Annotated in this window: 27 protein-coding genes; 14 read left to right on the top strand and 13 right to left on the bottom strand. The window is 69.3% G+C overall.

The annotated features are described in order from the left end of the window. Positions 1-6: 6 nt before the first annotated feature. Both V6S85_RS19340 and V6S85_RS19345 read right to left on the bottom strand, forming a co-directional pair. Complete coding sequence (locus tag V6S85_RS19340; protein ID WP_334349954.1) at positions 7-525, bottom strand: MOSC domain-containing protein; 519 nt, start codon at positions 523-525, stop codon at positions 7-9. After that, complete coding sequence (locus tag V6S85_RS19345) at positions 525-2,942, bottom strand: UvrD-helicase domain-containing protein (protein ID WP_116567359.1); 2,418 nt, start codon at positions 2,940-2,942, stop codon at positions 525-527. The genes V6S85_RS19340 and V6S85_RS19345 overlap by 1 nt, the downstream gene beginning before the upstream one ends. A 110-nt stretch (positions 2,943-3,052) precedes the next feature. Here V6S85_RS19345 and V6S85_RS19350 point away from each other — a divergent pair, with 110 nt between their 5' ends. Both V6S85_RS19350 and V6S85_RS19355 read left to right on the top strand, forming a co-directional pair. Further along, positions 3,053-3,277, top strand: coding sequence for a hypothetical protein (locus tag V6S85_RS19350; protein ID WP_116487543.1), 225 nt, complete (start codon positions 3,053-3,055; stop codon positions 3,275-3,277). A 30-nt stretch (positions 3,278-3,307) separates the two neighbouring features. Beyond that, entirely contained in the window at positions 3,308-3,529 is a 222-nt protein-coding gene (locus tag V6S85_RS19355) for a hypothetical protein (RefSeq protein WP_116567361.1), read from the top strand. A gap of 43 nt (positions 3,530-3,572) precedes the next feature. Here the strand turns inward: V6S85_RS19355 and V6S85_RS19360 are convergent, their stop codons facing one another. Next, positions 3,573-3,782, bottom strand: a complete 210-nt coding sequence (locus V6S85_RS19360) for a ribbon-helix-helix domain-containing protein (RefSeq protein WP_116567363.1) — start codon at positions 3,780-3,782, stop codon at positions 3,573-3,575. A 91-nt stretch (positions 3,783-3,873) separates the two neighbouring features. Here V6S85_RS19360 and V6S85_RS19365 point away from each other — a divergent pair, with 91 nt between their 5' ends. Continuing rightward, positions 3,874-4,656 (top strand): Coq4 family protein, encoded by a 783-nt coding sequence (locus V6S85_RS19365; protein WP_116567365.1) that lies wholly within the window; start codon positions 3,874-3,876, stop codon positions 4,654-4,656. Between the two features lie 72 nt (positions 4,657-4,728). Continuing rightward, on the top strand, positions 4,729-6,537 hold the full coding sequence (locus V6S85_RS19370) for a vWA domain-containing protein (RefSeq protein WP_334349955.1): 1,809 nt from the start codon (positions 4,729-4,731) through the stop codon (positions 6,535-6,537). A gap of 4 nt (positions 6,538-6,541) precedes the next feature. On the opposite strand, the gene V6S85_RS19375 is transcribed toward V6S85_RS19370, so the two are convergent. After that, entirely contained in the window at positions 6,542-7,474 is a 933-nt protein-coding gene (locus V6S85_RS19375) for a LysR substrate-binding domain-containing protein (RefSeq protein WP_116487547.1), read from the bottom strand. Between the two features lie 95 nt (positions 7,475-7,569). Here V6S85_RS19375 and V6S85_RS19380 point away from each other — a divergent pair, with 95 nt between their 5' ends. Continuing rightward, entirely contained in the window at positions 7,570-7,734 is a 165-nt protein-coding gene (locus tag V6S85_RS19380) for a hypothetical protein (RefSeq protein ID WP_165828818.1), read from the top strand. A gap of 9 nt (positions 7,735-7,743) precedes the next feature. Here the strand turns inward: V6S85_RS19380 and V6S85_RS19385 are convergent, their stop codons facing one another. The 5 genes from V6S85_RS19385 to V6S85_RS19405 are packed head-to-tail and all read right to left on the bottom strand — an operon-like array spanning position 7,744 to position 10,625. After that, on the bottom strand, positions 7,744-8,304 hold the full coding sequence (locus V6S85_RS19385; RefSeq protein WP_334349956.1) for a hypothetical protein: 561 nt from the start codon (positions 8,302-8,304) through the stop codon (positions 7,744-7,746). Continuing rightward, on the bottom strand, positions 8,301-8,933 hold the full coding sequence (locus V6S85_RS19390) for a hypothetical protein (RefSeq protein ID WP_334349957.1): 633 nt from the start codon (positions 8,931-8,933) through the stop codon (positions 8,301-8,303). The genes V6S85_RS19385 and V6S85_RS19390 overlap by 4 nt, the downstream gene beginning before the upstream one ends. Continuing rightward, complete coding sequence (locus tag V6S85_RS19395) at positions 8,930-9,106, bottom strand: DUF4169 family protein (RefSeq protein WP_116487550.1); 177 nt, start codon at positions 9,104-9,106, stop codon at positions 8,930-8,932. The genes V6S85_RS19390 and V6S85_RS19395 overlap by 4 nt, the downstream gene beginning before the upstream one ends. 17 nt (positions 9,107-9,123) lie before the next feature. Further along, entirely contained in the window at positions 9,124-10,041 is a 918-nt protein-coding gene (locus V6S85_RS19400) for a DUF6807 family protein (RefSeq protein ID WP_334349958.1), read from the bottom strand. Further along, positions 10,038-10,625: a glutathione S-transferase family protein gene (locus tag V6S85_RS19405; RefSeq protein ID WP_116567377.1), complete on the bottom strand. Its 588-nt coding sequence runs from the start codon at positions 10,623-10,625 to the stop codon at positions 10,038-10,040. The genes V6S85_RS19400 and V6S85_RS19405 overlap by 4 nt, the downstream gene beginning before the upstream one ends. Before the next feature lie 154 nt (positions 10,626-10,779). Between V6S85_RS19405 and V6S85_RS19410 the strand changes: the two genes are divergently transcribed. Further along, positions 10,780-11,016 carry a DUF2171 domain-containing protein gene (locus tag V6S85_RS19410; RefSeq protein WP_334349959.1) on the top strand — a complete coding sequence of 79 codons (237 nt, stop codon included), beginning with the start codon at positions 10,780-10,782 and terminating at the stop codon, positions 11,014-11,016. Between the two features lie 74 nt (positions 11,017-11,090). On the opposite strand, the gene V6S85_RS19415 is transcribed toward V6S85_RS19410, so the two are convergent. Further along, positions 11,091-12,293: a pyridoxal phosphate-dependent aminotransferase gene (locus V6S85_RS19415; protein WP_116567380.1), complete on the bottom strand. Its 1,203-nt coding sequence runs from the start codon at positions 12,291-12,293 to the stop codon at positions 11,091-11,093. Positions 12,294-12,580: 287 nt separating this feature from the next. Between V6S85_RS19415 and V6S85_RS19420 the strand changes: the two genes are divergently transcribed. After that, positions 12,581-13,165: a hypothetical protein gene (locus tag V6S85_RS19420; protein WP_334349960.1), complete on the top strand. Its 585-nt coding sequence runs from the start codon at positions 12,581-12,583 to the stop codon at positions 13,163-13,165. Positions 13,166-13,376: 211 nt separating this feature from the next. Here V6S85_RS19420 and V6S85_RS19425 read toward each other — a convergent pair whose 3' ends face one another. Both V6S85_RS19425 and V6S85_RS19430 read right to left on the bottom strand, forming a co-directional pair. Then, positions 13,377-13,910 carry an NADPH-dependent FMN reductase gene (locus V6S85_RS19425; RefSeq protein WP_116567384.1) on the bottom strand — a complete coding sequence of 178 codons (534 nt, stop codon included), beginning with the start codon at positions 13,908-13,910 and terminating at the stop codon, positions 13,377-13,379. Between the two features lie 62 nt (positions 13,911-13,972). Further along, positions 13,973-14,638, bottom strand: a complete 666-nt coding sequence (locus V6S85_RS19430) for a ParA family protein (protein ID WP_334349961.1) — start codon at positions 14,636-14,638, stop codon at positions 13,973-13,975. Positions 14,639-14,855: 217 nt separating this feature from the next. Between V6S85_RS19430 and V6S85_RS19435 the strand changes: the two genes are divergently transcribed. After that, positions 14,856-15,569: a TVP38/TMEM64 family protein gene (locus tag V6S85_RS19435; protein WP_116567404.1), complete on the top strand. Its 714-nt coding sequence runs from the start codon at positions 14,856-14,858 to the stop codon at positions 15,567-15,569. 245 nt (positions 15,570-15,814) lie between these two features. Then, positions 15,815-17,404, top strand: a complete 1,590-nt coding sequence (locus V6S85_RS19440; RefSeq protein ID WP_116487558.1) for a 2-isopropylmalate synthase — start codon at positions 15,815-15,817, stop codon at positions 17,402-17,404. A 69-nt stretch (positions 17,405-17,473) separates the two neighbouring features. Here the strand turns inward: V6S85_RS19440 and V6S85_RS19445 are convergent, their stop codons facing one another. Then, positions 17,474-17,947 carry a hypothetical protein gene (locus V6S85_RS19445; protein ID WP_116567388.1) on the bottom strand — a complete coding sequence of 158 codons (474 nt, stop codon included), beginning with the start codon at positions 17,945-17,947 and terminating at the stop codon, positions 17,474-17,476. A gap of 123 nt (positions 17,948-18,070) precedes the next feature. On the opposite strand from V6S85_RS19445, the gene V6S85_RS19450 reads away from it, so the two are divergent. From V6S85_RS19450 to V6S85_RS19470, 5 genes are all read left to right on the top strand, one after another. After that, a complete protein-coding gene (locus tag V6S85_RS19450) occupies positions 18,071-18,655 on the top strand; it encodes an O-methyltransferase (protein WP_058348482.1) in 585 nt (194 codons plus the stop codon). Beyond that, positions 18,652-19,530, top strand: coding sequence for a DMT family transporter (locus V6S85_RS19455; RefSeq protein ID WP_334349962.1), 879 nt, complete (start codon positions 18,652-18,654; stop codon positions 19,528-19,530). Before V6S85_RS19450 ends, V6S85_RS19455 begins: the two co-directional genes overlap by 4 nt. A gap of 365 nt (positions 19,531-19,895) precedes the next feature. Continuing rightward, positions 19,896-20,939 carry a rod shape-determining protein gene (locus V6S85_RS19460; protein ID WP_010919417.1) on the top strand — a complete coding sequence of 348 codons (1,044 nt, stop codon included), beginning with the start codon at positions 19,896-19,898 and terminating at the stop codon, positions 20,937-20,939. Between the two features lie 49 nt (positions 20,940-20,988). Beyond that, complete coding sequence (gene mreC / locus V6S85_RS19465) at positions 20,989-22,107, top strand: rod shape-determining protein MreC (protein WP_334349963.1); 1,119 nt, start codon at positions 20,989-20,991, stop codon at positions 22,105-22,107. Further along, on the top strand, positions 22,104-22,613 hold the full coding sequence (locus tag V6S85_RS19470; RefSeq protein WP_116567581.1) for a hypothetical protein: 510 nt from the start codon (positions 22,104-22,106) through the stop codon (positions 22,611-22,613). The genes mreC and V6S85_RS19470 overlap by 4 nt, the downstream gene beginning before the upstream one ends. Positions 22,614-22,616 lie beyond the last annotated feature (3 nt).

A 22,616-nucleotide genomic window follows, 5' to 3' on the forward strand; every position in this document is an offset into this window, starting at 1 on the left:
GAGGGTTCAGCCCTCTACCGACACCACATCCCCCACCGCGATCTCGCCGCCTTCGATGACCCGGGCGGTCAGGCCGCCGCGACCGCGCACGGCGTTGTAGCCGCCCTCGCCGAGGATGTCGTTCATGCGGCTGCACGGATGGCAGCCGCCGGTGGCTTCCAGCAGCGCGCCGCCGACCCGGAAACGCTTGTCCGAAAGGCCCAGCAGGTTGATCCCCTCCACCACCAGGTTGCGGCGCAGGTCGGACGGGGAGGCGGGCTCGGCGCGGCCCAGGAAGCCGGCGATGGCGGCAAGGTCCTCGGCCTGGATCAGGGTCACCTGGCGCGGACCGCCCGGGCGGCCGGCATAGTGGTCGCCGACCAGGCCGGCCTCGACCGTGATCTGCGCGCGCTCGACGGAGACCAGGGCCGCGCGACGGGCAGGACGCAGGCCGATCCAGACCAGGCGGCCCGGCCGCATGGGCCCCGCGATCAGCCGGGCGAGGGGGCTGTCGGGATTGATCCCCCGCTTGGCCCCCGCCGCCATCAGGCCTTCTCGACGAAGCTGTCGATGACCTTCTTCTCGCCGGCCTTGTCGAAATTGACGGTCAGCTTGTTGCCCTCGATCGAGGCCACGTGGCCGTAGCCGAACTTGACGTGGAACACGCGGTCGCCGCGGCTGTAGGCGCTGTTGGTGGGCGCCGAGACGGCCACCAGCCGGCCTTCGCCCTCGATCGGCTTGGCCCGGGCGGCCGAGCCGCCGCCGCGCCAGGCCGCGTGACCGCCGCCCTTTTCGGCGAAGCCGCGCGAGGTCTGCTGCACCCGGTCCTGCGCCCGCTTCCAGCCGGGGCTGTCGTAGCTGCCGCTCTGGAAGGCGCTGGTGCCCGGATCGTCCCAGCGCGACGATACTGTCTGCTGCATGCCCGGACCGCCGCCGTAATAGCCGGTCTCCGACCCCGCATCGACGTGCTCCAGCGGCAGTTCGTCGACGAAGCGGCTGGGAAGCTGGCTGGTCCAGCGGCCATAGACCTGGCGGTTGGCCACGAAGCTGATGCGGGCCTCCTCGCGGGCGCGGGTGATGCCCACGTATGCCAGGCGTCGCTCTTCCTCGAGACCCTTCTCGCCCTTGTCGTCCATGCTGCGCTGGCTGGGGAACACGCCTTCCTCCCAGCCGGGCAGGAACACCAGCGGGAACTCCAGGCCCTTGGCCGAGTGCAGGGTCATGATCCAGACGGCGTCGCCGGTGGCCTCGCGATCGAGGTCCATGACCAGCGACACGTGCTCCAGATAGGCCTCCAGGCTGTCGAACTGGCCCATCGACTGGACCAGTTCCTTCAGGTTCTCCAGGCGCGTCTGGCTCTGCGGGCCTTTGTCCAGGCGCAGGGCGTCGGTGTAGCCGCTCTCTTCCAGCACCATTTCCAGCACCCGCTGGTGGTGCATGTTCCCGATCTGGGCGCGCCAGCGGTCGAGGTCGCGGATGAAGTTGGACAGCGCCGTGCGCGTGCGGGCCGGCAGGTCGTCGCTGCCGATGATCACCCGGGCCGCCTCGACGGTGGAGATCCCTTCCAAGCGGGCGATCTGAAGCAGCTTCTGCACCGAGGTGTCGCCGATGCCGCGCTTGGGCGTGTTGACGATGCGCTCGAAGGCCAGGTCGTCGTCCGGCGACTGGATCAGGCGCAGATAGGCGTGTGCGTCGCGGATTTCAGCCCGTTCGAAGAACCTCGGGCCGCCGACCACCTTGTAGGGGATCTGCAGCATCACGAAGCGCTCTTCGAAGGCGCGCATCTGGAAGCTGGCGCGAACCAGGATGGCCATCTGGTTGTAGCGGCGGCCGGCCCGCTTGGCCTTCTCGATCTCGTCGGCGACCATCCGGCTCTCGGCCTCGCCGTCCCAGACGCCGCTGACCTTGACCTTCTCGCCGCCGGTTTCCTCGGTCCAGAGCGTCTTGCCGAGCCGCCCCTTGTTGGCGGTGATCAGGGTCGAGGCGGCCGCCAGGATGTGTTCGGTCGAGCGGTAGTTGCGCTCCAGCCGCACGACCTTGGCGCCGGGGAAGTCGCGCTCGAAGCGCAGGATGTTGTCCACCTCGGCCCCGCGCCAGCCATAGATCGACTGGTCGTCGTCGCCCACGCAGCAGACGTTCTGGCGGCCCTGGGCCAGCAGGCGCAGCCACAGGTACTGGGCGACGTTGGTGTCCTGGTACTCGTCGACCATCACGTACTGGAAGCGGCGCTGGAAGTCGGCCAGCACGTCGGGATGGCCGGTGAAGATCGTGATGTTGTGCAGCAGCAGGTCGCCGAAGTCGCAGGCGTTCAGGATGCGCAGGCGCTCCTGGTACTGGCGATAAAGGCTGATGCCCTTGCCGTTGGCGAACTCGCCGGCCTCGCTGGGCGGCACCTTGTCGGGCGTCCAGCCGCGGTTCTTCCAGGCGTCGATCAGGCCCGACAGGATGCGCGGCGTCCAGCGCTTGGCGTCGATGTTCGCCGCCTCGATCAACTGCTTGAGCAGCCGCTCGTTATCGTCGGTGTCGATGATCGTGTAGTTCGACTTCAGCCCCACCAGCTCGGCGTGGCGGCGCAGGATCTGGGCGGCCACCGAGTGGAAGGTGCCCAGCCACCGCAGGCCCTCGGCTTCCGGGCCGATGATGTGGGTGATCCGCTCGCGCATCTCGCGCGCGGCCTTGTTGGTGAAGGTGACGGCCAGGATCTCCCACGGCCGGGCGCGGCCGGTGGCCAGAATGTGGGCCAGGCGCGTGGTCAGCACGCGGGTCTTGCCGGTGCCGGCGCCGGCCAGCACCAGGACCGGGCCCTCGGTGGTGACGACGGCTTCGTGCTGCTCAGTGTTCAGCCCGCTTAGATAGTCGGGCGCAGGGCCGCCGCCGCCCGGGGCTTGCGGTCGGGCCAGGTCGGAGATGCGCGGAGCGGGGAGGTCGCCGAACGGGTCGGTCGAGTCGAAGCCGGAAGACATGGGAACATATGTAGCACAAACTTCCCGGGGCTTAAGCCCCAGAGGCGGCTTTACGGAACCCTGGCCGCGGCCCTCCCGTTGATCGGCAGGGACGAGACAGGAGCAGGAACATGGCGGAAGAATCCAAATCGGGCGGGGGCAACGGCGGGCTGGCCTTTATCGTCGGCGCCCTCGTGGTCGTCGTGGCTGTGCTGGCTTTCGTGATGTTCTCCGGCGGCTTCACCCAGAAGAAGTCGGTGGACGTCGACATCACCGCGACCGCGCCCAAGCTGCCGGATGCGCCCAAGATGCCCGAAGCGCCGAAGGTTCCCGAAGCGCCCAAGGCGCCTGGCTGAACCGCGCCGGCCTAGAAAGAGGAGGCGGGCATGGCTCGCCATCATGGACATCATCACGAAGGCGCCTGGAGCGGCGCCGCGCTGCTGGCGGTCTTTCTCCTCGCAGCACTGCTGATCTTCGCGATCTGGCGCTCGGGCCTGCTGGTCGTGCGCCCCGACTTCGCCGACCTGCGGCTGCCCAACCTGGCGCCGCCGACGATGCCGGCGCCCAATCCCGAGCCGCTGCCGTCGCCGGTCCCGCGGCCGGGGTAGGGGCGCATAGTGAACCTCCGCCAGAGGGGGAGGTTCCTAAAGGCTAGTCCCCCGCCCGCTGCAGGGCGTAAACCCGGCAGGCCGAGGCGAGCGGGCGCTCGCCGCGACCCACGTCTATGCGCTGGATCAGGGCGGCGATGCTGACGGCGTCCTGCTTGGCGATGCGGTCGAGCGCCGCCCAGAACTCGGGCTCGAGGGCCAGCGAGGTGGCGTGGCCCGCCAGGTTCACCGATCGCTTCTTCAAACTGCCCATCGGCGCAACTCTCCGGCGGAACGACGGTTCGGCTCTTGATTAAAAATGACGGCGTGTCATCTTTAGTGACGCCACGCCGGGAGCATGCCTGATGAGCACAGCCGCGCAAGTCCTTGACGCTACTTCCGCGCGTCCTCCGCTGGGCGCCCGCGATGCGAGCTTCCGTTTGCAGCCTTTGCGGGCGTTTCGCGCCGTCCGTCGGTTGATCGCCGACAAGGAAGACACGGCCCAGGTGTTCGAGGTCATGCGGGCCTTGTCGGGCAAGGCGATCCCGGACGGCTATGCCCGCCTGCTGAAGACGCCGCAAGGCGGGGCGATCGCCTACCGGCGCGAGGAATTCGCCGACTGGCTGTCGGACGAGGCTTGGCTGGCGCAGTTCCAGCCGGGCACGGTGGGCGCGGCCTATCGCGACTTCATCGCCCCGCGCGGCCTGACCGCCGAGGGCCTGGCCGAGGAGAGCCGCAAGGTCGCCGACGCCGACATGGACGCGGCCCACCCCTTGCTGTGGTACGCCCGCCGCCTGCGCGACGTGCACGACGTCTGGCATGTGCTGACCGGCTACGGCACGGACGCGCTGGGAGAGGTCTGCGTGGTGGCCTTCTCCTACGCTCAGACCCGCAGCCTGGGCTTTGCCTTGATCGCCCTGGCCGGCGCCCGCGAGTTCCGTCGCCTGAAGGACGGCCAGCCCTACGGCAAGGCCGTGCGCGAGGCCTGGCGGGCCGGGCGCAAGGCCGCCTGGCTGCCCGAGGTCGACTATCCGGCCTTGTTCGCCATGCCGCTCGAAGAGGCGCGGCGAACCTTGAAGATCAAGCCGCCGGCCACCTACCAGGCCATTCCGCAGGACCTGCGCGAGCACTACCAGCGGGCCGCCTGAACCTTAGCAATTTCGCTTGTTCTCCCTGAGCGCGCGGCGTTAGCCTTCCTGCAATCAAAACGGGAGGTTCCGATGTCGCGTCGCCTTTGGTCCGCCGCCTCCGTCCTGGCGCTGGCGCTCGTTTCCGCCCCGGCCTGGTCCCAGGTCCAACCGCCCCCCGACGACGAACCCGTCATCGAAGAGATGGTCGTCGTCACCGGCATGCGGGTGCGCCAGGGCGGCGCCCAGGACATCAACCACTTCCGCGGCCAATCCGAAGCCGGTCAGATCCCGATGCCCGACACCCTGACGCCCGAGGGGCTGATGGGCGGCTACGACCTGCAGATCCCCGGCGAGGCCTGCGTGCGGGTGTTCTGCGTCACCGGCGAGGCCATGCGCGCCAACCTGCCGCTGTCGCCCGCCGACAAGATCCTGGTGGGCGTGGGCTTCAACTCCGGCATCGACGCGGCGACCTGGAAGCGCGAGCCGCTGAACCTGGTGGCCGCGGTCGACAAGTCGGGCTCCATGAGCGGCGAGCCGCTGGACCAGGTCCGCGAGAGCCTGCGCCAGATCCTCGACCAACTGCGCCCGGGCGACCAGTTCAGCATCGTGCTCTACGGCGACCGCTCGCACCGCCACCTGGAGCCGACGCCGGTGGCCGGGGGCAAGGCGGTGATCCGCAAGGCCATCGACGCCATCGAGAGCGAGGGCTCGACCAACATGGAGGAGGGGCTGCGTGTCGGCTACGACACCGCCTTCGCCAGCCAGCCGGGCTTCAAGGGCGTCACGCGGGTGATGCTGTTCACCGACGAGCAGCCCAATGTCGGCGCGACGGACGCCGACAGCTTCATGGGCATGGCCAGGGAGGCCTCGCGGCGCGGGATCGGGCTGACCACCATCGGCGTCGGCGAGCAGTTCGACGCGCCGCTGGCCACCGAGATTTCCAGCGTGCGCGGCGGCAACCTGTTCTTCCTGCGCGATGCGAGCGACATCAAGGCGGTGTTCACCGGCAAGCTCGACACCATGGTGTCGGAGCTGGCCTACGACCTGAACCTCAGCGTCAAGGCGCGGCCAGGCTACCGCATCACCGGCGTCTACGGCGCGCCCGAGGACGGCCTCAAGCGCGGCGAGGACGGGGCGGTGTCGATCTCGGTGCCGACGGCCTTCCTGTCCACCGAGGGCGGCGGCCTGATGATCGGCCTGGCCAAGGCCGAGGGCGCGACCTACCTGCCCGAGCCGACCCTGGCGCCGGGTGAGAAGCTTCTTGACGTGGGCTTGGACTATGTCGATCGCGGCGGGGCCAGCCATGCCCAGCAACTGGCGGTGGCCGCGCCGGCGCAGGCCCCTTCGGCCGGCCTTCGCCTCGGTCACCTGCTGATCGACGAGTTCCAGTCTCTGCACAAGGTCGCCACCCTCTATCACGAGAACAGCGACGAGGAGGGGGCCTACCAGACGCTCAGGCGCTTCGACGAGCGGCTGCGGGCCGATACCGACCCCAAGCTGGCGCCGGAGCGCAGGCTGGTCGGCCAGTTGCTGACCCGCACGGCTCTGCTGTCGGGCCATGCCGGCGAGGTGCCGGCCGTGGGGCCCGCCGGCCTGGTGGGCGCCTGGACGATCGCCAGGGTCGACGGCGAGGGCCAGATCGACCTCAGGCGCGGCGATCGCCTGACCTTCGGCGACGAGGAGCTGACCGTCGAGCGCCGAAAGGGCCGAGCCTTCGAGGAGGATCCGTCCGAGACCTACCTGGTCAACGACACCCAGCTGTCGCTGGAGGATTCCGAACTGGTCTTCGACTACCGCCTGGCCGACAGCGATTCCCTGGTGCTGACCCACAAGACGCTGGATCTGCGGCTGGTGCTGAGGCGCGCGCCTCGACCGGTGGCGACCGCGTCGGCGAGCTGAAGGCTCAGCCGGCCCGCTCGTCGGCCGCCGCGTAGCGGGCGATGGACGGGTCGGCGGCCACGGCCTCGAGGATCCAGTCGCGGAAGGCGGCGATCTTGCGCACGCGTCTGCGCTCTTCCGGATAGACCAGCCAATAGCCGCCGCCGTAGTGCGGCGCGATGTCGAACGGCTGCACGAGGCGCCCCGAGGCGATCTCGGCGGCGAAGAAGATCGGCGAGCCCACGGCCAGGCCTTGGCCGGCCAGGGCCGAGGCCACTTCGATCGACTGGGCGTCGGCCGCCAGGCGCGGGGCCTCGGGGTTCTGCGGCGGCGCGACGCCGGCGGCGCGGAACCACACCTCCCATTCGCGGGAGGCGCCGATGCGCGGGGCGTTCAGCAGGTCGGCGGGGCGCTCGAACGGCCCATGTCGCGCCAGGAACTCGGGCGAGCAGAGGGCGGTCTGGACGAAGGGCATCAGGAAGTGGGCGGCCAGGCCCGGCCACTGGCCATCGCCGGCGCGCAGGCCCAGGTCGGCCTCGCCGCGATCCAGGTCGCGTAGGACGTGGCTGCCCTCCAGCCGCACGGCGATCATCGGATGGGCCAGCTGGAAGGCGCCCAGGCGCGCGGCCAGCCAGTGGTTGGCCAGGCTCTGCATGGTGGTGATCGCCAGCACCCCCTGGTCGGCCTCGACCAGATCCGACAGCGCCGCGCGCAGCAGGCCCATGGATTCGGTGGCGGCGCGGGCCAGCCGCTCGCCGGCCGGGGTCAGGTCGACCTCGCGCACCTTGCGCACGAACAGCGGCTGGCCCAGCCGTTGCTCCAGCGTCTTCACCTGCCAGCTGACGGCGGCCTGGGTGACGCCCAGCTCGTCGGCGGCGCGCGTGAAGCTCTTCAGCCGGGCGGCCGCCTCGAAGACGCGAATGGCGCCGAGGGAGTATGAAGCAAGGATGTCAGCCATAAGTCTGGCTTATCCATAACTCAACGAACCGCGTTTGTCGCGCGCCTCGATCAGGCCGATCTTCCCTGTGTCGCCGGGGAACAGGAGATGCGGCCATGGAAGAATTCCACAAGACCCATAAGGAAACCACGTTCGGCTGGGTGTGGGCGATCGAGCGCCTGATCGCCGCCTGGAAGCGGATGGGCGAGGTCCCGCCTCCGCCGGTGGTCGGCTGCTGCGACAGCCTGCCCAAGGGGGCGCGCTACCTGGTTCCGCGGTGAGCCTGGCGTTCAGCGCCGGAAGCGACGGAAAAGCACCAGGCCGATAAAGCCGGCCAGGAGGGTCACGGCGGCCGAGATCGCCGTCCGCCAGTGCGCCTTGCGCCGCCGTTCGGTCTGGCCCAACGCGGTCAGTCTTGCTTTCTGGTCGTCGGTGCGCAGCAGCCAGTCCGAGCCAGACTTGGCGCCGAGCAGCACAAGCCTGGGCGCGGCGCCCCGGCTTTCGATCCGCTCGTAGTAACGCACCGTGGCGTAGCGGCCCGAATGGTCGCCGATCTTTCCGCCGCCGTTCAGGCAATCGTCGGCGGCCGCGCCCGCCGGCCGACAGCGCAGGCGCAGGCGGCGTCCGTCGACCGTCTCGAACGCGTAGCCGTCGGCCCGAGGCGTATTGGTGGCGGTCTTGAAGACGCCGATGGTCAGGATCGTCCGTTCGCGGGGCGGCGGCGTCCAGGCCGGGTCGACCGGTGTCGCCCAATCCCAGATCGCGTTCCAGGCGATGACGGCGACCAGCACCGGCGCGAAGCGGAACGCCAGGGCCTGGAACGGCCAGGGAGACCGGGGCTGCTGGGTCATTCGGTCGATGGAGCGGGGCGGGACGTCTTGCGACGCACCACATCGAAGATCATGGCGGCGATCACGGAGAGGATGATCGCGCCCGTGAACGATGTCATGGTGCGCGGAGACACCTCGAGACGTCGCTGGGTCGCCGCGCCGGCGGCCAGCCGATCGGCCTGGTCCTCGGGGGAAAGGATCCAGCGCCGCCCGGCGTTGGCGCTCAGCAGGATGCGTTCCGGTTCGCCGCCGAAGGCGCCGGGCAGTTCGTAGTATCGCACGCTGACGCGTTGGCCCGCGTAGTCGCCAAGGCGACCGCGCCCGGCCAGGCAGTTGTCCCGGATGGTCGGCGAGGCGTCGGCATAGGGCGTGCAGCGCAGGCGCAGGTGGCCGCCGCCAAGGCTTACGAAGTCATAGCCGCGCGGCTGGAAGGCGTCGGTGCTGCTGGCGAAGACGCCGCTGGCGATCAGAGTCTGCCCACGGGGCGGCGGCGACCAGGCTGGATCCAGCGGGATCAGCCAGTTCCAGAACAGATGACAGCCCACCAGCAGCGCGCCGACCACGCCGGCATAGATCGCCGCCTCCGCCCACTTTCGTTGGCCGGAGGTGAAGGATTCCGCCCTGGGGCTGCGGTGGAAAGGCTCGGTCATTCCTCGCGCTTGGCGCCGTCCAGCCCGCGCGACAGCTTTTCGGCGCGAGCCGCGTCGAGGGTTTTTTCCGCCTTGGTGCGGCCGAAACGGGCGCGGTTCTCGGCGGCGGTCTGCTTGGCGTCCGTCTTGGCCTTGGCCTTGCGGGCGTGGTTGAGGTTGAGGATCTCGGCCATGGTGATCGGGTCTTGGTTCAGGTCTTGGGCTTGGCGGCCGGAGCAGGGGCGGGCGGGCGCTTGCTGGCCGGGCGGATGACGAGGGTTTCCTGCAGGCGCAGGCTTTCACCCTTCTTGATCACATAAGGCGCGCGGCCGGGGAAGACGCAGTTCTGCATCGAAAGCTCGTTGCGCAGGATCCAGCGGGTGACCGGCTTGCCGTTGGCCTTGCAGCTCAGGCCCACGGTCCAGGCCGGGACGCCGGGCGCCGCGGGCCAGGCGAAGCCCATGGCCTTGCCGGCCTCGACCGGTTCGTTCTGGGCTTTGACCTGCTTGCCGTCCGAGCCGAACACCAGGGCGTCGGGCCGGATCAGGCGGATCGAGAAGCCGCCATAGCCCTTGACGTCGTTGCTGCCGCCCAGGGCCAGGCTGTCGGTGCGGGCGGTGATGGTGGTGTCGAACTCGATCCGCCGCGCGCCGCCCTTCAGCGGGTGGACGACGATCGAGGTCGTCTCGGCAGCCGCATAGACCACTTCGGGCCCGGAATTGACCAGCCAGTCGGCCTTGATCGTCAGCTTGCCGCGCCCGGCGCCGTCGCCCTCGAAGCTGCGGTCGTGGATGTTGAAGGAGAGGCCCTGCATGAACCAGCCGTCGCCGATGCTCTTGCCGTCGACCAGCACCTGGTGCCAGCTCCAGAAGGCCCCGCGCTGGTGCAGGTGGTCGGCGGGCCGGTCCTCGGTCAGCACCGTGCCGTCCGGCGCGTACAGCGGATGGACGTAGTTGGAGCGGCCCGGCTCTTTGGCCGGGTCCAGCGGCTTGGTGCGGTAGACCAGCACCGTCTTGCCGTCCTCGGTGACGGTCAGGGCGTCGTCGCTGAGCACGGCGTCGATGCGGCCGGCCAGCGCCGGCGTGGCCGCGCTCAGCAGGAAGGCGGCGGCGAGGGCGGCTTTTCTCAAGACAGGTCGTCCTTGGAGAACGCCCGGGCGAGGGCGGGGCGGGCGTTGGCGCGGGCCAGCCAGTCGTCATAGACCGCGTGGGCGGGCAGCATCTGGCGCGCGAACTGCAACAGGCTGACGAACAGGATGTCGGCCGCCGAGAACTGCTCGCCCAGCAGCCAGGGCTGCTTTTCCAGAGTGGTGCGCAGGCGCTCGTCGAGGGCTGCGTACTGAGCCTTGTCCTGGTCGTCCTGCCGCTGCTTCCAGAGATTGGTCACCGCCGGCTCCAGCACCCCGGCGTAATAGGCCAGCCACGACAGGTAGGGTCCGCGATGCGGGTCGCTGATCATGGGCCCCAGGCCCGCGGTCGGGAACTTGTCGGTCAGGTAGAGGGCGATGGCGGCGCTTTCGGTGATCAGCACGCCCTCGTCGAGCAGGGCCGGCACCTGGCCGTGCGGGTGGGGGTTGCGCGGGTCGCGCGCGCCCGTTCCGCTCATGCTGCGGAAGATGTCGACCTTCTCGATGCGGTAGGGCGCGCCCAGCTCCTCCAGCAGCCAGAGGAAGCGCGTCGAGCGCGATCGCGGGGCGTGGAAGAGGGTGAGCATGGCGCTTCTCCTTGAACCGCTTGGCCTCGCGGTCTTGCCGGTGAACGTAAGGCGAACGAAGGGCCTCGGCAATCGGGAAACCAATGGTCGCCCACAGCCGTTTGAAGCCCCATGACGGCGCGGTGGAGGCGCCGACGATGGGAGGACATGTCCGATGATGGATGCATCTCTGATCCGCGAGCATCTCGAGGTGGTCGGTTCCGACGGCAAGCATGTCGGCCGGGTCGACCACGTGGTCGGCACGGAGATCGAACTGACCAAGCTCGACCTGGGCTCGGGCCTCAAGCACCACATGATCCCGCTGTCGTGGGTCGACTATGTCGACGACGACGCGGTGCACCTGAGCATGACCCAGGAAGACGCCAAGGCCGGTTGGCGCGAGAAGCACTGAGGGCGTCGCTCGGCCAATGAAAAAGCCGCGGTCCCGGGACCGCGGCTTCGTCATTTCCGGACGGGCCCGAAAGCCTACTTCACGTTGGCGCAGAAGCGCTGGATGCGCGAGCAGGCGTCTTCCAGCACGTCGTTGCTGGTGGCGTAGCTGATGCGGAAGAACGGCGACAGGCCGAAGGCCGCGCCGTGCACCACGGCCACGCCCTCGGTTTCCAGCAGTTCGACGGCGAAGTCTTCGTCGCTCTCGATGACCTTGCCCGACGGGGCGGTCTTGCCGATCAGGCCGGCGCACGAGGGGTAGACGTAGAAGGCGCCTTCCGGGGTCGGGCAGTGCAGGCCGGTGGCCTGGTTCAGCATCGACACGACGAGGTCGCGGCGTTCCTGGAACAGCTTTGCGTTCGGCTTGATGAAGTCCTGCGGGCCGTTGAGGGCCTCAAGCGCCGCCCACTGGCTGATCGAGCAGGGATTCGAGGTCGTCTGGCTGATCATCTTGCCCATGGCCTTGATCAGCGCTTCGGGACCCGCGGCGTAGCCGATGCGCCAGCCGGTCATCGAATAGCCCTTCGAGACGCCGTTCATCGTCAGGGTGCGGTCATAGAGCTTGGGCTCGACCTGGGCGATGGTGGTGAACTCGAAGTCGTCGAACACCAGATGCTCGTACATGTCGTCGGTCAGCACCCAGACGTGCGGGTGCTTGAGCAGCACGTCGGCGATGGCCTGCAGCTCGGCGCGGGTGTAGGCGCCGCCCGAGGGGTTGGACGGGCTGTTGATGATCAGCCACCTGGACTTGGGCGTGATCGCCGCTTCCAGGGCTTGCGGCGTGATCTTGAAGCCGCTCTCGGCGGTGGTCTCCACCGGCACGGGCGTACCGCCGGCCAGCAGGGTCATGTCGGGGTACGACACCCAGTACGGCGCGGGGATGATGACCTCGTCGCCCGGGTTCAGGGTGGCGACGAAGGCGTTGTAGATCACCGGCTTGCCGCCCGGGGCGACGTGCACCTGGCTCGGCTTGTAGTCCAGGCCGTTCTCGCGCTTGAACTTGGCGCAGATGGCCGCCTTCAGCTCGGGCATGCCGTCGGGGTCGGTGTACTTGGTCTTGCCGGCCTTGATGGCGGCGATGGCCGCGTCCTTGATGTTGTCCGGGGTGTCGAAGTCCGGTTCGCCCGCCGAAAGGGCGATCACGTCACGACCGGCGGCTTTCAGCGCGCGCGCCTTGGCGCTGATGGCGATGGTGGCCGACGGTGCGATGCGCCGCAGTGCGGCGGACTCGAGCGACATTATCTTGGACTCCCCTGGAAAGGACCGGTTTCAGGATTGCGGCGGTCTTTACGCCCGACCCCCTCGCGGCGCAACGCGGGACGGGCTGCAAAGCGCTGCTTCTTGCCAGTTTGTGGCGTCCGCGCTACCGCTACCATCGAAGAACAAGGTTCCGCCGCGCGCACGACGGAACCCCGCGTCGGGGGACGTGGTCGGAGCATTTTCGACAATCCCCCAGGGAAGGAGACGGCCGTTCGTCCGCATCGCGCGGGCGAGCAAGATCATGCCTTTCGGAAGGGGGAAGCCACATGAAGAAGACGATTCTCGGAGCCGCCGTCGCGGCGCTCGCCCTGTCGCTGTCCGCGCCGGTCGCCACGGCGGCCGACGAGGGAATCATGAAGTACGCCATCAACAAGCCGTCGACGGCCTGGAACGTCTACGGTTCCGGCCAGACCAACGCCTACGTCAAGGACAAGGCCGTGGTCGGCGGCGGCGGGGTGCGGGTGGCGATCGCCACGCCCGATCCGGCGGCGGCCTGGCGGGTGTCGGGCAGCCAGGCGGTCAACGGCAAGATCGCCAAGGGCGACGTCATCACCGTGGCCTTCTGGGCCAAGGCCGAGGCGATGGACGGCGGCGCGCCGGTCGCCACCGTGACCAATGTCCGCGTGCAGCAGTCGGCCGAGCCGTGGGGCGGCATAGTCGAGGGCGGGGCGATCAAGGTCGATAGCCCCGACTGGAAGATCTACACCGTCAGCGGCCGCGCCACGATGGACGCCGACAAGGGCGGGGCGGCCGTGTCGCTGCACCTGGGCTCGGCCAAGCAGACCGTGGTGCTGGGTCCGCTGTTCGTGCTGGACTTCGGGGCCAACTACGACCCGTCGCAGGTGAAGTAGGGGCGGGAGGGCGGCCGTCGGATCAACCCGACCAACATCCCGTAAAACCCCCGCGAAAGCGGGGGCCTAGGCTTTTTATGAAACGCGCGGCGCTCGACGATAAAACGCCTAGGCCCCCGCTTTCGCGGGGATTTTACGAAAAATGGGGATCCGGAGGGACTTCCCCCTCCGGCCCTCCGGGCCACCTCCCTCAGCGGGGGAGGATTTTGGCTCAACCCCTCACTGCCTCCGCGAATTCCTTCAGGTGCCGGCGCAGGGCGTCGATCGTGCGCTCGTCGGTCAGCACGCCGTCCTCGATCTTGGTGTGGGCCTGGCCGACCAGGACGTCGCCCTGCGGTTCGGTGCGGGCGCCGGCGCGGCGCAGGGACAGGCGCAGGGCGTCCTGGGCGCGGACGGTTCCGGTGATCCCCGGCGAGGCGCCGACCAGGCAGCACAGCTTGCCGGCCAGGGGCGCGGGCTTGCCGCGCGAGGCCCAGTCGACGGCGTTCTTCAGCACGCCGGTGATCCCGCCGTTGTATTCAGGACAGGCGATCAGCAGGCCGTCGGCGGCGCGCACGGCTTCTTTCCAGGCGACGACGGCGGCGGGATCGCCCTCGGCCTCGAGGTCCTGGTCGAAGAACGGCAGGTCGCGCAGCGAGAACGGGGTGATCGACACGCCCTCGGGCGCCAGGTCCTGCGCGGCGCGAAGGAGGGCGGTGTTGAACGAGCCGGCCCGCAGGCTGCCCGAGACGGCGAGGATGTTCATGCGCGACTCCGATACTCTTGGGAGGCGCGACCATGCCCGCCGTCGGGCGGGCCGGGCAAGGTTCAGCTGGCGCGGGCGGCCGGGGCGGCGACCGGCAGGGCCAGATGGCCGGCGACTTGGCCCCACAGGCGGCTGATCTCCTGGGCGGCGGCCCCGGCGGGCTCCCATTCCAGCACCGAGCGGCCGTGGGCGATCGACTGCTGGAAGGCCGCGCGCGCGCGCAGGCCGACGCTCGCCAGCGGCAGGCCGCAGAAGCGCAGGGCCTCGGCGGCCTTGACCACGCTGGCCGGTTCCTGCCCGCCGCGCTTGGCCGGCGCCTGGTTGATGACGATCAGGCCGTTCTTGCCCAGGCGCCGCACGGCCTCGGCCGAGCGGGCGACGGCGGCGATGTCGAGGAAGGTCGGGCGGCAGACCAGCAGGCACAGGTCGGCGGTGTTGATGGCGGTGACCACGTCGGCCTCGGGCGAGGCGGGCGTGTCGATCAGCATCAGGTCCAGCCGTTCGTGCTCGGCGTGGTAGCGGGCCTGGAACAGCTTGCCGGCGCTGCTTTCCAGCAGGGCCGGGCCGTCGGCCTCGCGTCCGCGCAGAACGTCCGACGCCGAGCGCTGCGGATCGATGTCGGCCAGCACGGTGCGGCAGCCGGCCAGGTGGGCGGCGATCGCCAGATTGACGGATAGAGTGGTTTTGCCCGCGCCCCCCTTGCGCGAGATGACGGCCAAGGTCTTCACGTACGTTTCCTCACCAAGCGCCCGCGTCCCCCTGCAGGCCTGTGGATAAGTAGCGTCGCTCTACGACGTTATCGCAACGTAAATGTCGTGAAGGGCGAATCCGCTCGCCGGCGCCCGCCTGAACGGCGAAGTTTGACCGCGAATGCGCAGCGGCCACGCTTTTGACGCCATCGGGGCGCTTGACCCGGCGATAGCCATGCGCGAGGCAGGGGCCGTGATCATCCGCCGTCTCATCGATTTCTTCACCAACATGGACGCCCGCGCCTGGCGCGCGGTGGCCGTCTCCTTCGTGCTGTTCGGCGGGGTGGGGATCGTCTTCCTGTTCGGCGCCCAGTTGCTGGGCCTGGACGGCGAGACCACGGTCGAGCACTGGCTGAGCGCGGCGCACGGGCCCTGGGCCCTGCCGGTGGCCGTCGGCGCCTTCGCGGCCCTGGCCTTCGTGGGCGTGCCGCAGTTCGTGCTGATCGCCGCGGCGGTGGTGGCCTTCGGGCCGTGGACCGGCTTCGCCTACAGCTGGATCGGCACCCTGGTCTCGTCGATGGTCGGCTTCTGGGTCGGCCGGTCGTTCGGCGGCAAGATGCTGGCCAGCCTGCCCAGCGACGGCGTGCACAAGTTCATGAAGCTGATCGGCAAGAACGGCTTCATGGCCAGCCTGATCGTGCGCCTGGTGCCGTCCGCGCCGTTCATCGTCGTCAACATGGCCGCCGGCGTCACGCCGATGAGGGTGCGCGACTTCGTCTCCGGCACGGCCATCGGCATCATTCCGAAGATCGCCCTGACCGCGTTTGCCGGCAACACCATCGTCCAGGCGATGCGGGGAGGGGGCGTTCAGCACGTCATCCTGCTGGTCGTGGCGGCCGCGATCTGGATCGGCGCGGGTTGGGTCGCCCGCAATTGGCTGAAGGCCAAGGAAGAACAAGCCGACCAATAATCTGGTTTGAGGCAATTATTGCCCCTGTCGCGGCGAATTGACTGCCTTGTGAGCAAACGGCTTGCTGGATTTGGCGTGGTTGGGTAATACAACCGGCATGTGCCGCGAACGCGACAACCTTCTTCCCTTTGCGCTGGGGCTTAGCCGCCCCTGGGCGTCCGTCTAGCCGCGCGTACGTATCGTCGCGGCCGGTCGCTCAGGGGACAACACCCTTCAGCCCTCCGGACCTCGCGAAAGACACCTCCATGACCGCCCCCATCTCGCCCGTCGCCGCTGACTCCAAAATCGGGTCGGGCCGCGACAACGTCGTCATCTTCGACACCACCATGCGCGACGGCGAGCAGTCGCCCGGCGCCTCGATGTCGCTGGAAGAGAAGCTGGAACTGGCCAAGATCCTCGAGGAGATGGGGGTCGACATCATCGAGGCCGGCTTCCCGATCGCCTCGAACGGCGACTTCCAGTCGGTCAACGAGATCGCCAAGATCGTCAAGAACAGCACGATCGCCGGCCTGTGCCGCGCCCACCAGGTCGACATCGACCGCTGCGCCGAGGCCCTGAAGCCCACCCAGCGCGGTCGCATCCACGTGGTGATCGCCACCTCCGACCTGCACATGAAGCACAAGCTGCAGATGGAGCCGGACGCCGTCATCGACGTGATCGCCCGCTCGGTGACCCACGCCCGCAACCTGCGCGACGACGTCGAGTGGTCGGCCGAGGACGCCACTCGCAGCGACCGCCAGTTCCTGCGCCGCGCCATCGAGACCGCCATCAAGGCCGGCGCCACGACGATCAACCTGCCCGACACCGTCGGCTACACCTATCCGTCGGAATACGCCGACCTGTTCAACTGGATGGTCAACAATGTCGAGGGCGCCGACAAGGTGATCTTCTCGACCCACTGCCACAACGACCTGGGCCTGGCCGTGGCCAACAGCCTGGCCGGCGTGCAGGGCGGCGCTCGCCAGATCGAGTGCGCGATCAACGGCCTGGGCGAGCGCGCCGGCAACGCCGCGCTGGAAGAGGTGGTGATGGCCCTGAAGGTGCGCGGCGACAAGCTGCCCTTCCAGACCGGCATCGACACCACCCACATCACCCGCGCCAGCCGCTACGTATCGGCCATCACCGGCTTCCCGGTGCAGTACAACAAGGCCATCGTCGGCAAGAACGCCTTCGCGCACGAGAGCGGCATCCACCAGGACGGCATGCTCAAGAACCGCGAGACCTACGAGATCATGACCCCGGAGTCGGTCGGCCAGGCGCCGTCCAGCCTGGTCATGGGCAAGCACTCGGGCAGCCACGCCTTCCGCGCCAAGCTGAAGGACCTGGGCTACGAGCTGGGCCAGAACGCCCTGAAGGAGGCCTTCGGCCGCTTCAAGGACCTGGCCGACCGCAAGAAGCACGTCTACGACGACGACATCATCGCCCTGGTCGACGACGCCCTGGCGCGCGGCTCGGAGAAGATCCGCGTCTCGCACCTGCGCGTGGTGGCCGGCACCGAGGGCCAGTCGGCCGAACTGACGCTGGACGTCGACGGCCAGGCCAAGAGCGCCGAGGCCTCGGGCGACGGTCCGGTCGACGCGGTGTTCAACGCCATCCACAAGATCGTGCCGCACAGCGCCGCCCTGCGCCTGTTCCAGGTGCACGCGGTCACCGAAGGCACCGACGCCCAGGCCCAGGTCTCGGTGCGCCTGGAAGAGGACGGCCGCATCGCCACCGGCGCGGCCGCCGACACCGACACCCTGACCGCGTCGGCCAAGGCCTACGTCAACGCCCTCAACAACCTCTTCGCCCGCAAGGAAAAGAGCGCGCCGGCGGCCATCGCCAGCGGCTTCTGATCCAGTCCTGAAACGACATCGCCCGGACGAGCCGGGCGATGCGTTGCGGACGAGTAGGGGAAGGGTGGTTCAGGCCGCCTTGCGCCAGCCCCAGCGACGCGTCGCCAGGATCTCGGCGGCGAGGTGCGCCTGCGGCTGCACGTCGAGACCCAGTTGGGCCAGGCCTTCGCACAGGGCGATGCGCTGCTCGGCGTCCACCAGGGCGCCGACGTCGATCACCATCACCCCGCCCGGGCGCAGCAGGCCCAGGGTCGAGGCCGCGGTCGCGCGCATGTCTTCGGCCGTGCGGCAGCCCACGACCAGCAGCACGTCGCTGCGTTCGTCGGCGGCCGCGCAGGTCGCCCGGCGGGCGATTTCCACGCGCTGGTAGCCGCGCCGCCACAGTTGTCCCATGGCCTCGGGCGCGTCCGGTCCGGTCACCGCCACGAAGCACAGCGGCGTGGCCTGGGCCAGTTCCAGCATACGGTCGAGCGTCGGATCGATCCCGTCGGTCGGGACGCCCAGCAGAAACTGAGCGGCTTGACGGAGCGGATGGAGAGACATGGTGAACGCCTTGTTAGGAAACGCAGCTTATGTGCGCCAACCCCGCTGTTCTGACGCCGCCCCGCGTCAGGGCGCCATTCGTAAACCCGCCGCCGGCGTAAGGGCGGCATAAGGAGCCGATCGATGGGTTCGACCTTGGAAAACAGCGTTGCTTCGCCGCCCCGCTGGCACGAGATCGCCAGGCGCACCATCGAGGCCGGCTTCGACATGTCGTCAGAGGCGCGCATCGGCGAAATGCTCCGCACGCTCGCCGTCGGCCGCAAGGCGCTGCTGGAGATGGGTACGGGCACCGGCTCGGCCACCGCCTGGCTGCTGGACGGCATGGACGAGGACGCGCGCCTGGCGACCGTCGACAACGATCCCAAGGTCCAGGCCGTGGCGCGTGAAGTGCTGGGCGAGGACCCGCGCGTCGATTTCATCACCGAGGACGGCGCGGCCTACCTGGCCGGCCAGAACGACGGCGGCTTCGACCTGATCTTCGCCGACGCCATGCCGGGCAAGTACGAGGGCCTGGAAGACGCCCTGCGCCTGCTGCAGGTCGGCGGCGTCTACGTGGTCGACGACATGTCGCCCCAGCCGAACTGGCCCGAGGGCCATCAGGCGCGGGTCGACGACCTGGTGCTGCGCCTGGCGGGCGATCCGCGCTTCGCGATCGTCGGCATGGACTGGGCCTCGGGCGTGCTGGTGGCGGCGAAAAGAGCGGCATGATCTGGATCCCCATCACCATCGCCGCCGCGGCCCTGCAGGTCGCCCGCAACGCGGCGCAGCGCTCGGTGATGGGCGGGGCGGGCCCTTGGGGCGCCACCCTCGTGCGGTTCCTGTTCGGCCTGCCGTTCGCGATCGTCTTCGCCGGGATCGCGTTCCTGGTCACCAAGGACCCGCAGGCGAACCTGACGATGCGCTTCTGGCTGGGCGCCTTCGCGGGCGCGGGCCTGCAGATGGCGGCCACCGCCGCGCTGCTGGTCGCCATGCAGCGCTCGTCGTTCGCCCTGGGCACGGCCATGCAGCAGAGCGGCCTGCCGTTCGCCCTGGTCTGGGGCGCGCTGCTGTTCGGCGACAGGATCACCGCCATGCAGTGGGGCGGGGGCCTGGTGGCCACCGCGGGCCTGGCCGCTTTGTCGTGGCCGCGCGGGGCGGTGACCCTGAAGCGCGGCGCGGTGCTGGCGGGGCTGGGATCGGGCGCGATGTTCGCGCTGAGCGCCAACTGCTTCCGCCAGGCCTCGCTGACCTTCGATCCGGCCCACCTGGCCTATTCGGCCTTCGTCACGGTCATGGTCGTCCAGGCCATCCAGTCGGCGGTGCTGACCTCGATCCTGCTGGCGCGCAATCCCGACGCCGTGGTCGCCGTGCTGGCCGCCTGGCGCAAGTCGCTGGGCGCGGGCTTCTGCGGGGCTGCGGCCTCGGGCCTGTGGTTCACGGCCATGGCGCTGAGCCCCGTGGGGCCGGTGAGGGCGGTCGGCGTCGTCGAGATGCCCATGGCGGCCCTGGCCGGAAGACGCCTTTTCGCCGAGCGGTTGAGCCTGTTTCAGATGGCCGCCGGCCTCGTCACGGCGGTCGGAGTCGTCATGGCCGCGCTCGGCTAGAAATAGACACTTTTATGCGTTCCCCCTGCCGGCTCGCACACGAGTTTGAAACAGGTGAGAAGGCTTGGCGAATAGACCTTGAAATCAACGCTTTCGCGGTGCAAACGGGCGGCGTCTCCCTCACTCTTCCGGTGGTTGGACGACGGCGCGGCCCGGCGGCGGCGCTCCCGTCGCCACAAGAAGGCGCAAGGCGGGAAGGGACGATGATCCGCGTACGCGGGGAATCATGTTGTCCTCTTCCTGATTTGCAGTAGGAGCCTTTTTCTCGCCTGCTCCTCCGGTCATTCGGCGGAATAGGCTCCGCACCGCGGTCTCACCGTGGTTTTTGACGTCTCGCCCCTTCTACCCCTCAGTCAGGGTTTTCGATGTTCTCTTCCCTCTTCGGCGTCATCTCGAACGACATCGCCATCGACCTGGGCACCGCCAACACCCTGATCTACCAGAAGGGCAAGGGCATCGTGCTGAACGAGCCGTCCGTGGTGGCGCTGCGCAACGTCGGCGGCCGCAAGGTCGTCCACGCCGTGGGCATCGAGGCCAAGCAGATGCTGGGCCGCACCCCGGGCCACATGGAAGCCATCCGTCCTATGCGCGACGGCGTCATCGCCGACTTCGAAGTCGCCGAGGAGATGATCAAGTACTTCATCCGGAAGGTTCACAACCGCAAGGGCTTCGTGAACCCGAAGGTGATCGTGTGCGTGCCGTCGGGCGCCACCGCCGTGGAACGCCGCGCCATCAACGACAGCTGCCTGAACGCCGGCGCCCGCCGCGTCGGCCTGATCGACGAGCCGATGGCCGCCGCCATCGGCGCGGGCCTGCCGATCCACGAGCCGACCGGTTCGATGGTCGTCGACATCGGCGGCGGCACCACCGAGGTGGCCGTGCTGTCGCTGTCGGGCATCGTCTACAGCCGCTCGGTCCGCGTCGGCGGCGACAAGATGGACGAGGCGATCATCAGCTACATGCGTCGCCACCATAACCTCTTGATCGGTGAAACGACCGCCGAGCGCATCAAGAAGGAAATCGGCACCGCCCGCGCCCCGGCCGACGGTGAAGGCCTGTCGATCGACGTCAAGGGCCGCGACCTGATGCAGGGCGTGCCGCGCGAAGTCCGCATCTCGGAAAAGCAGGCCGCCGACGCCCTGGCCGAACCGGTCGGGCAGATCGTCGAAGCCGTCAAGGTGGCCCTGGAAGCCACCCCGCCTGAACTGGCCAGCGACATCGCCGACAAGGGCATCATGCTGACCGGCGGCGGCGCGCTGCTGCGCGGCCTGGACGCCGAGATCCGCGACCACACCGGCCTGCCGGTGACCGTGGCCGACGACCCGCTGTCGTGCGTGGCCCTGGGCTGCGGCAAGGTGCTCGAGCATCCCAAGTGGATGAAGGGCGTCCTGGAATCGACCCTCGCCTAAGCCCTAGTACAATCCGCATCGGCGCCGGGGGGCGCCAGGAGAACAGTTCGTGCCCTTTCGCGAAGGTCCGCTCGGCGACCTGAAAGTGCCGCTCACCTGGACCGCGGCCGTGGCGCTCATCGTCGCGGTCGTGATCGCGGTGGCCTTCCTCCTGGCCGACCGGCGCGAGACGCTGCAGCAGCAGGCCTACGGCGTCACCCGCCAGACGGTCGACACGGTGTCCAAGCCGGTCAGCGGCGTCATCGCCGCGCCCGGCCGTTGGACCGGCGTCGGCGTCGACGCGGTGCGCAACTACTTCTTCGCCGGCTCCGAGAACGCGCGGCTGAAGACCGAGCTCAAGGAGATGCGGGCCTATCGCGACAGGTACCTGGCCCTCGTCGACGAGAACGAGCGCTACAAGTCGCTGCTGGGCCTGAAGACCGATCCGCCGATCCCGATGGTCGCCGCCCGCGTGGTGGCCGACAGTCGCGGCCCCTTCGCCAACACCCGCCTGGCCGACGCCGGCAAGGAAAAGGGCGTCGTCGTCGGCAATCCGGTGATGAACGAGCGCGGCCTCGTCGGCCGCATCGTCGGCGTCGCGCCCGGCGCCAGCCGCGTGCTGCTGCTGACCGACATCGCCTCGCGCACGCCGGTGATGATCGACCGGACCAATTCGCGCGCCATCCTGACCGGCGACGGCGGCCCCAATCCCAAGCTCGAATACCTGCGTGGTTCCGAGCCGATCCAGGCCGGCGACCGGGTCGTCACCTCGGGCGACGGCGGCGTGGTGCCGCGCGGCCTGCCGGTGGGCGCGGCCGTGAAGGGCCTCGACGGCCGCTGGCGCGTGGTGCTGTTCGCCGACAGCGCCTCGATCGACTACATCCGCATCCTGCTGTTCAAGGACTTCGCCCAGCTGGCCGACCAGCAGGCCCTGGCGGCCAAGGTGCTGCCGCCGGTGATCACCGAGAACCCCGAGCAGTCGATCCTCGGTCCGGCCCGTCCGGCGGCCACGCCGCCCGCCGCCCCGGCGACGACGGCTCCGGCTGCTACGGGCGCGGCTCCCGCCGCGGCCCGGCCGACCACGCCCGCTCCGGCGGCCGCCAGGCCCGCGACCACCCGGCCGCCCGCGACGACGAGGCCCGCCACCACGACCCCGGCGACGACCGCGCCGGCCAGGACGCCGCAATGACCGGCGCCCGGCCCCTCAATCCGGGGCGCTGGCTGGGCGTCCCCATGCTGTTCGTGGTCCTGGCGACGATCCTGTTCGCGGCCCCGATCCGCATGTGGGGCCTGCAACTGCCCGAGCCGGTCTTCGCCATGGTTCCGGCCTTCGCCTGGGCGGTGATCCGCCCGTCGATCCTGGCGCCGTTCGCCCTGCTGTTGCTGGGCCTGTTCCTCGACACCTTCTGGGGCGGCCCCACGGGCCTGTGGGGCCTGTCGCTGCTGGTCGCCTACGCGTCGGTGCTGGCGGTGCGCAACATGCTGACCGGCCAGAGCCGGCCGATGCTGTGGGTCTGGTACGCCGGCGCCTGCGCGCTGTCGATGACCGCCGGCTTCCTGTTCACGATGATGGACAGCCTGGCCATGCCCAGCCTGGTGGCCGTGTTCTGGCAGTTCCTGGCCACGGCGCTGCTGTTCCCGTTCGCTCACCGGCTGATCGATCGCTTCGAAGACGCCGACGTGCGGTTCCGGTGAGGC

Origin of the sequence: Caulobacter sp. CCNWLW153 (assembly GCF_036889365.1) — a bacterium.
Classification (GTDB): Bacteria; Pseudomonadota; Alphaproteobacteria; order Caulobacterales; family Caulobacteraceae; genus Caulobacter; species Caulobacter radicis.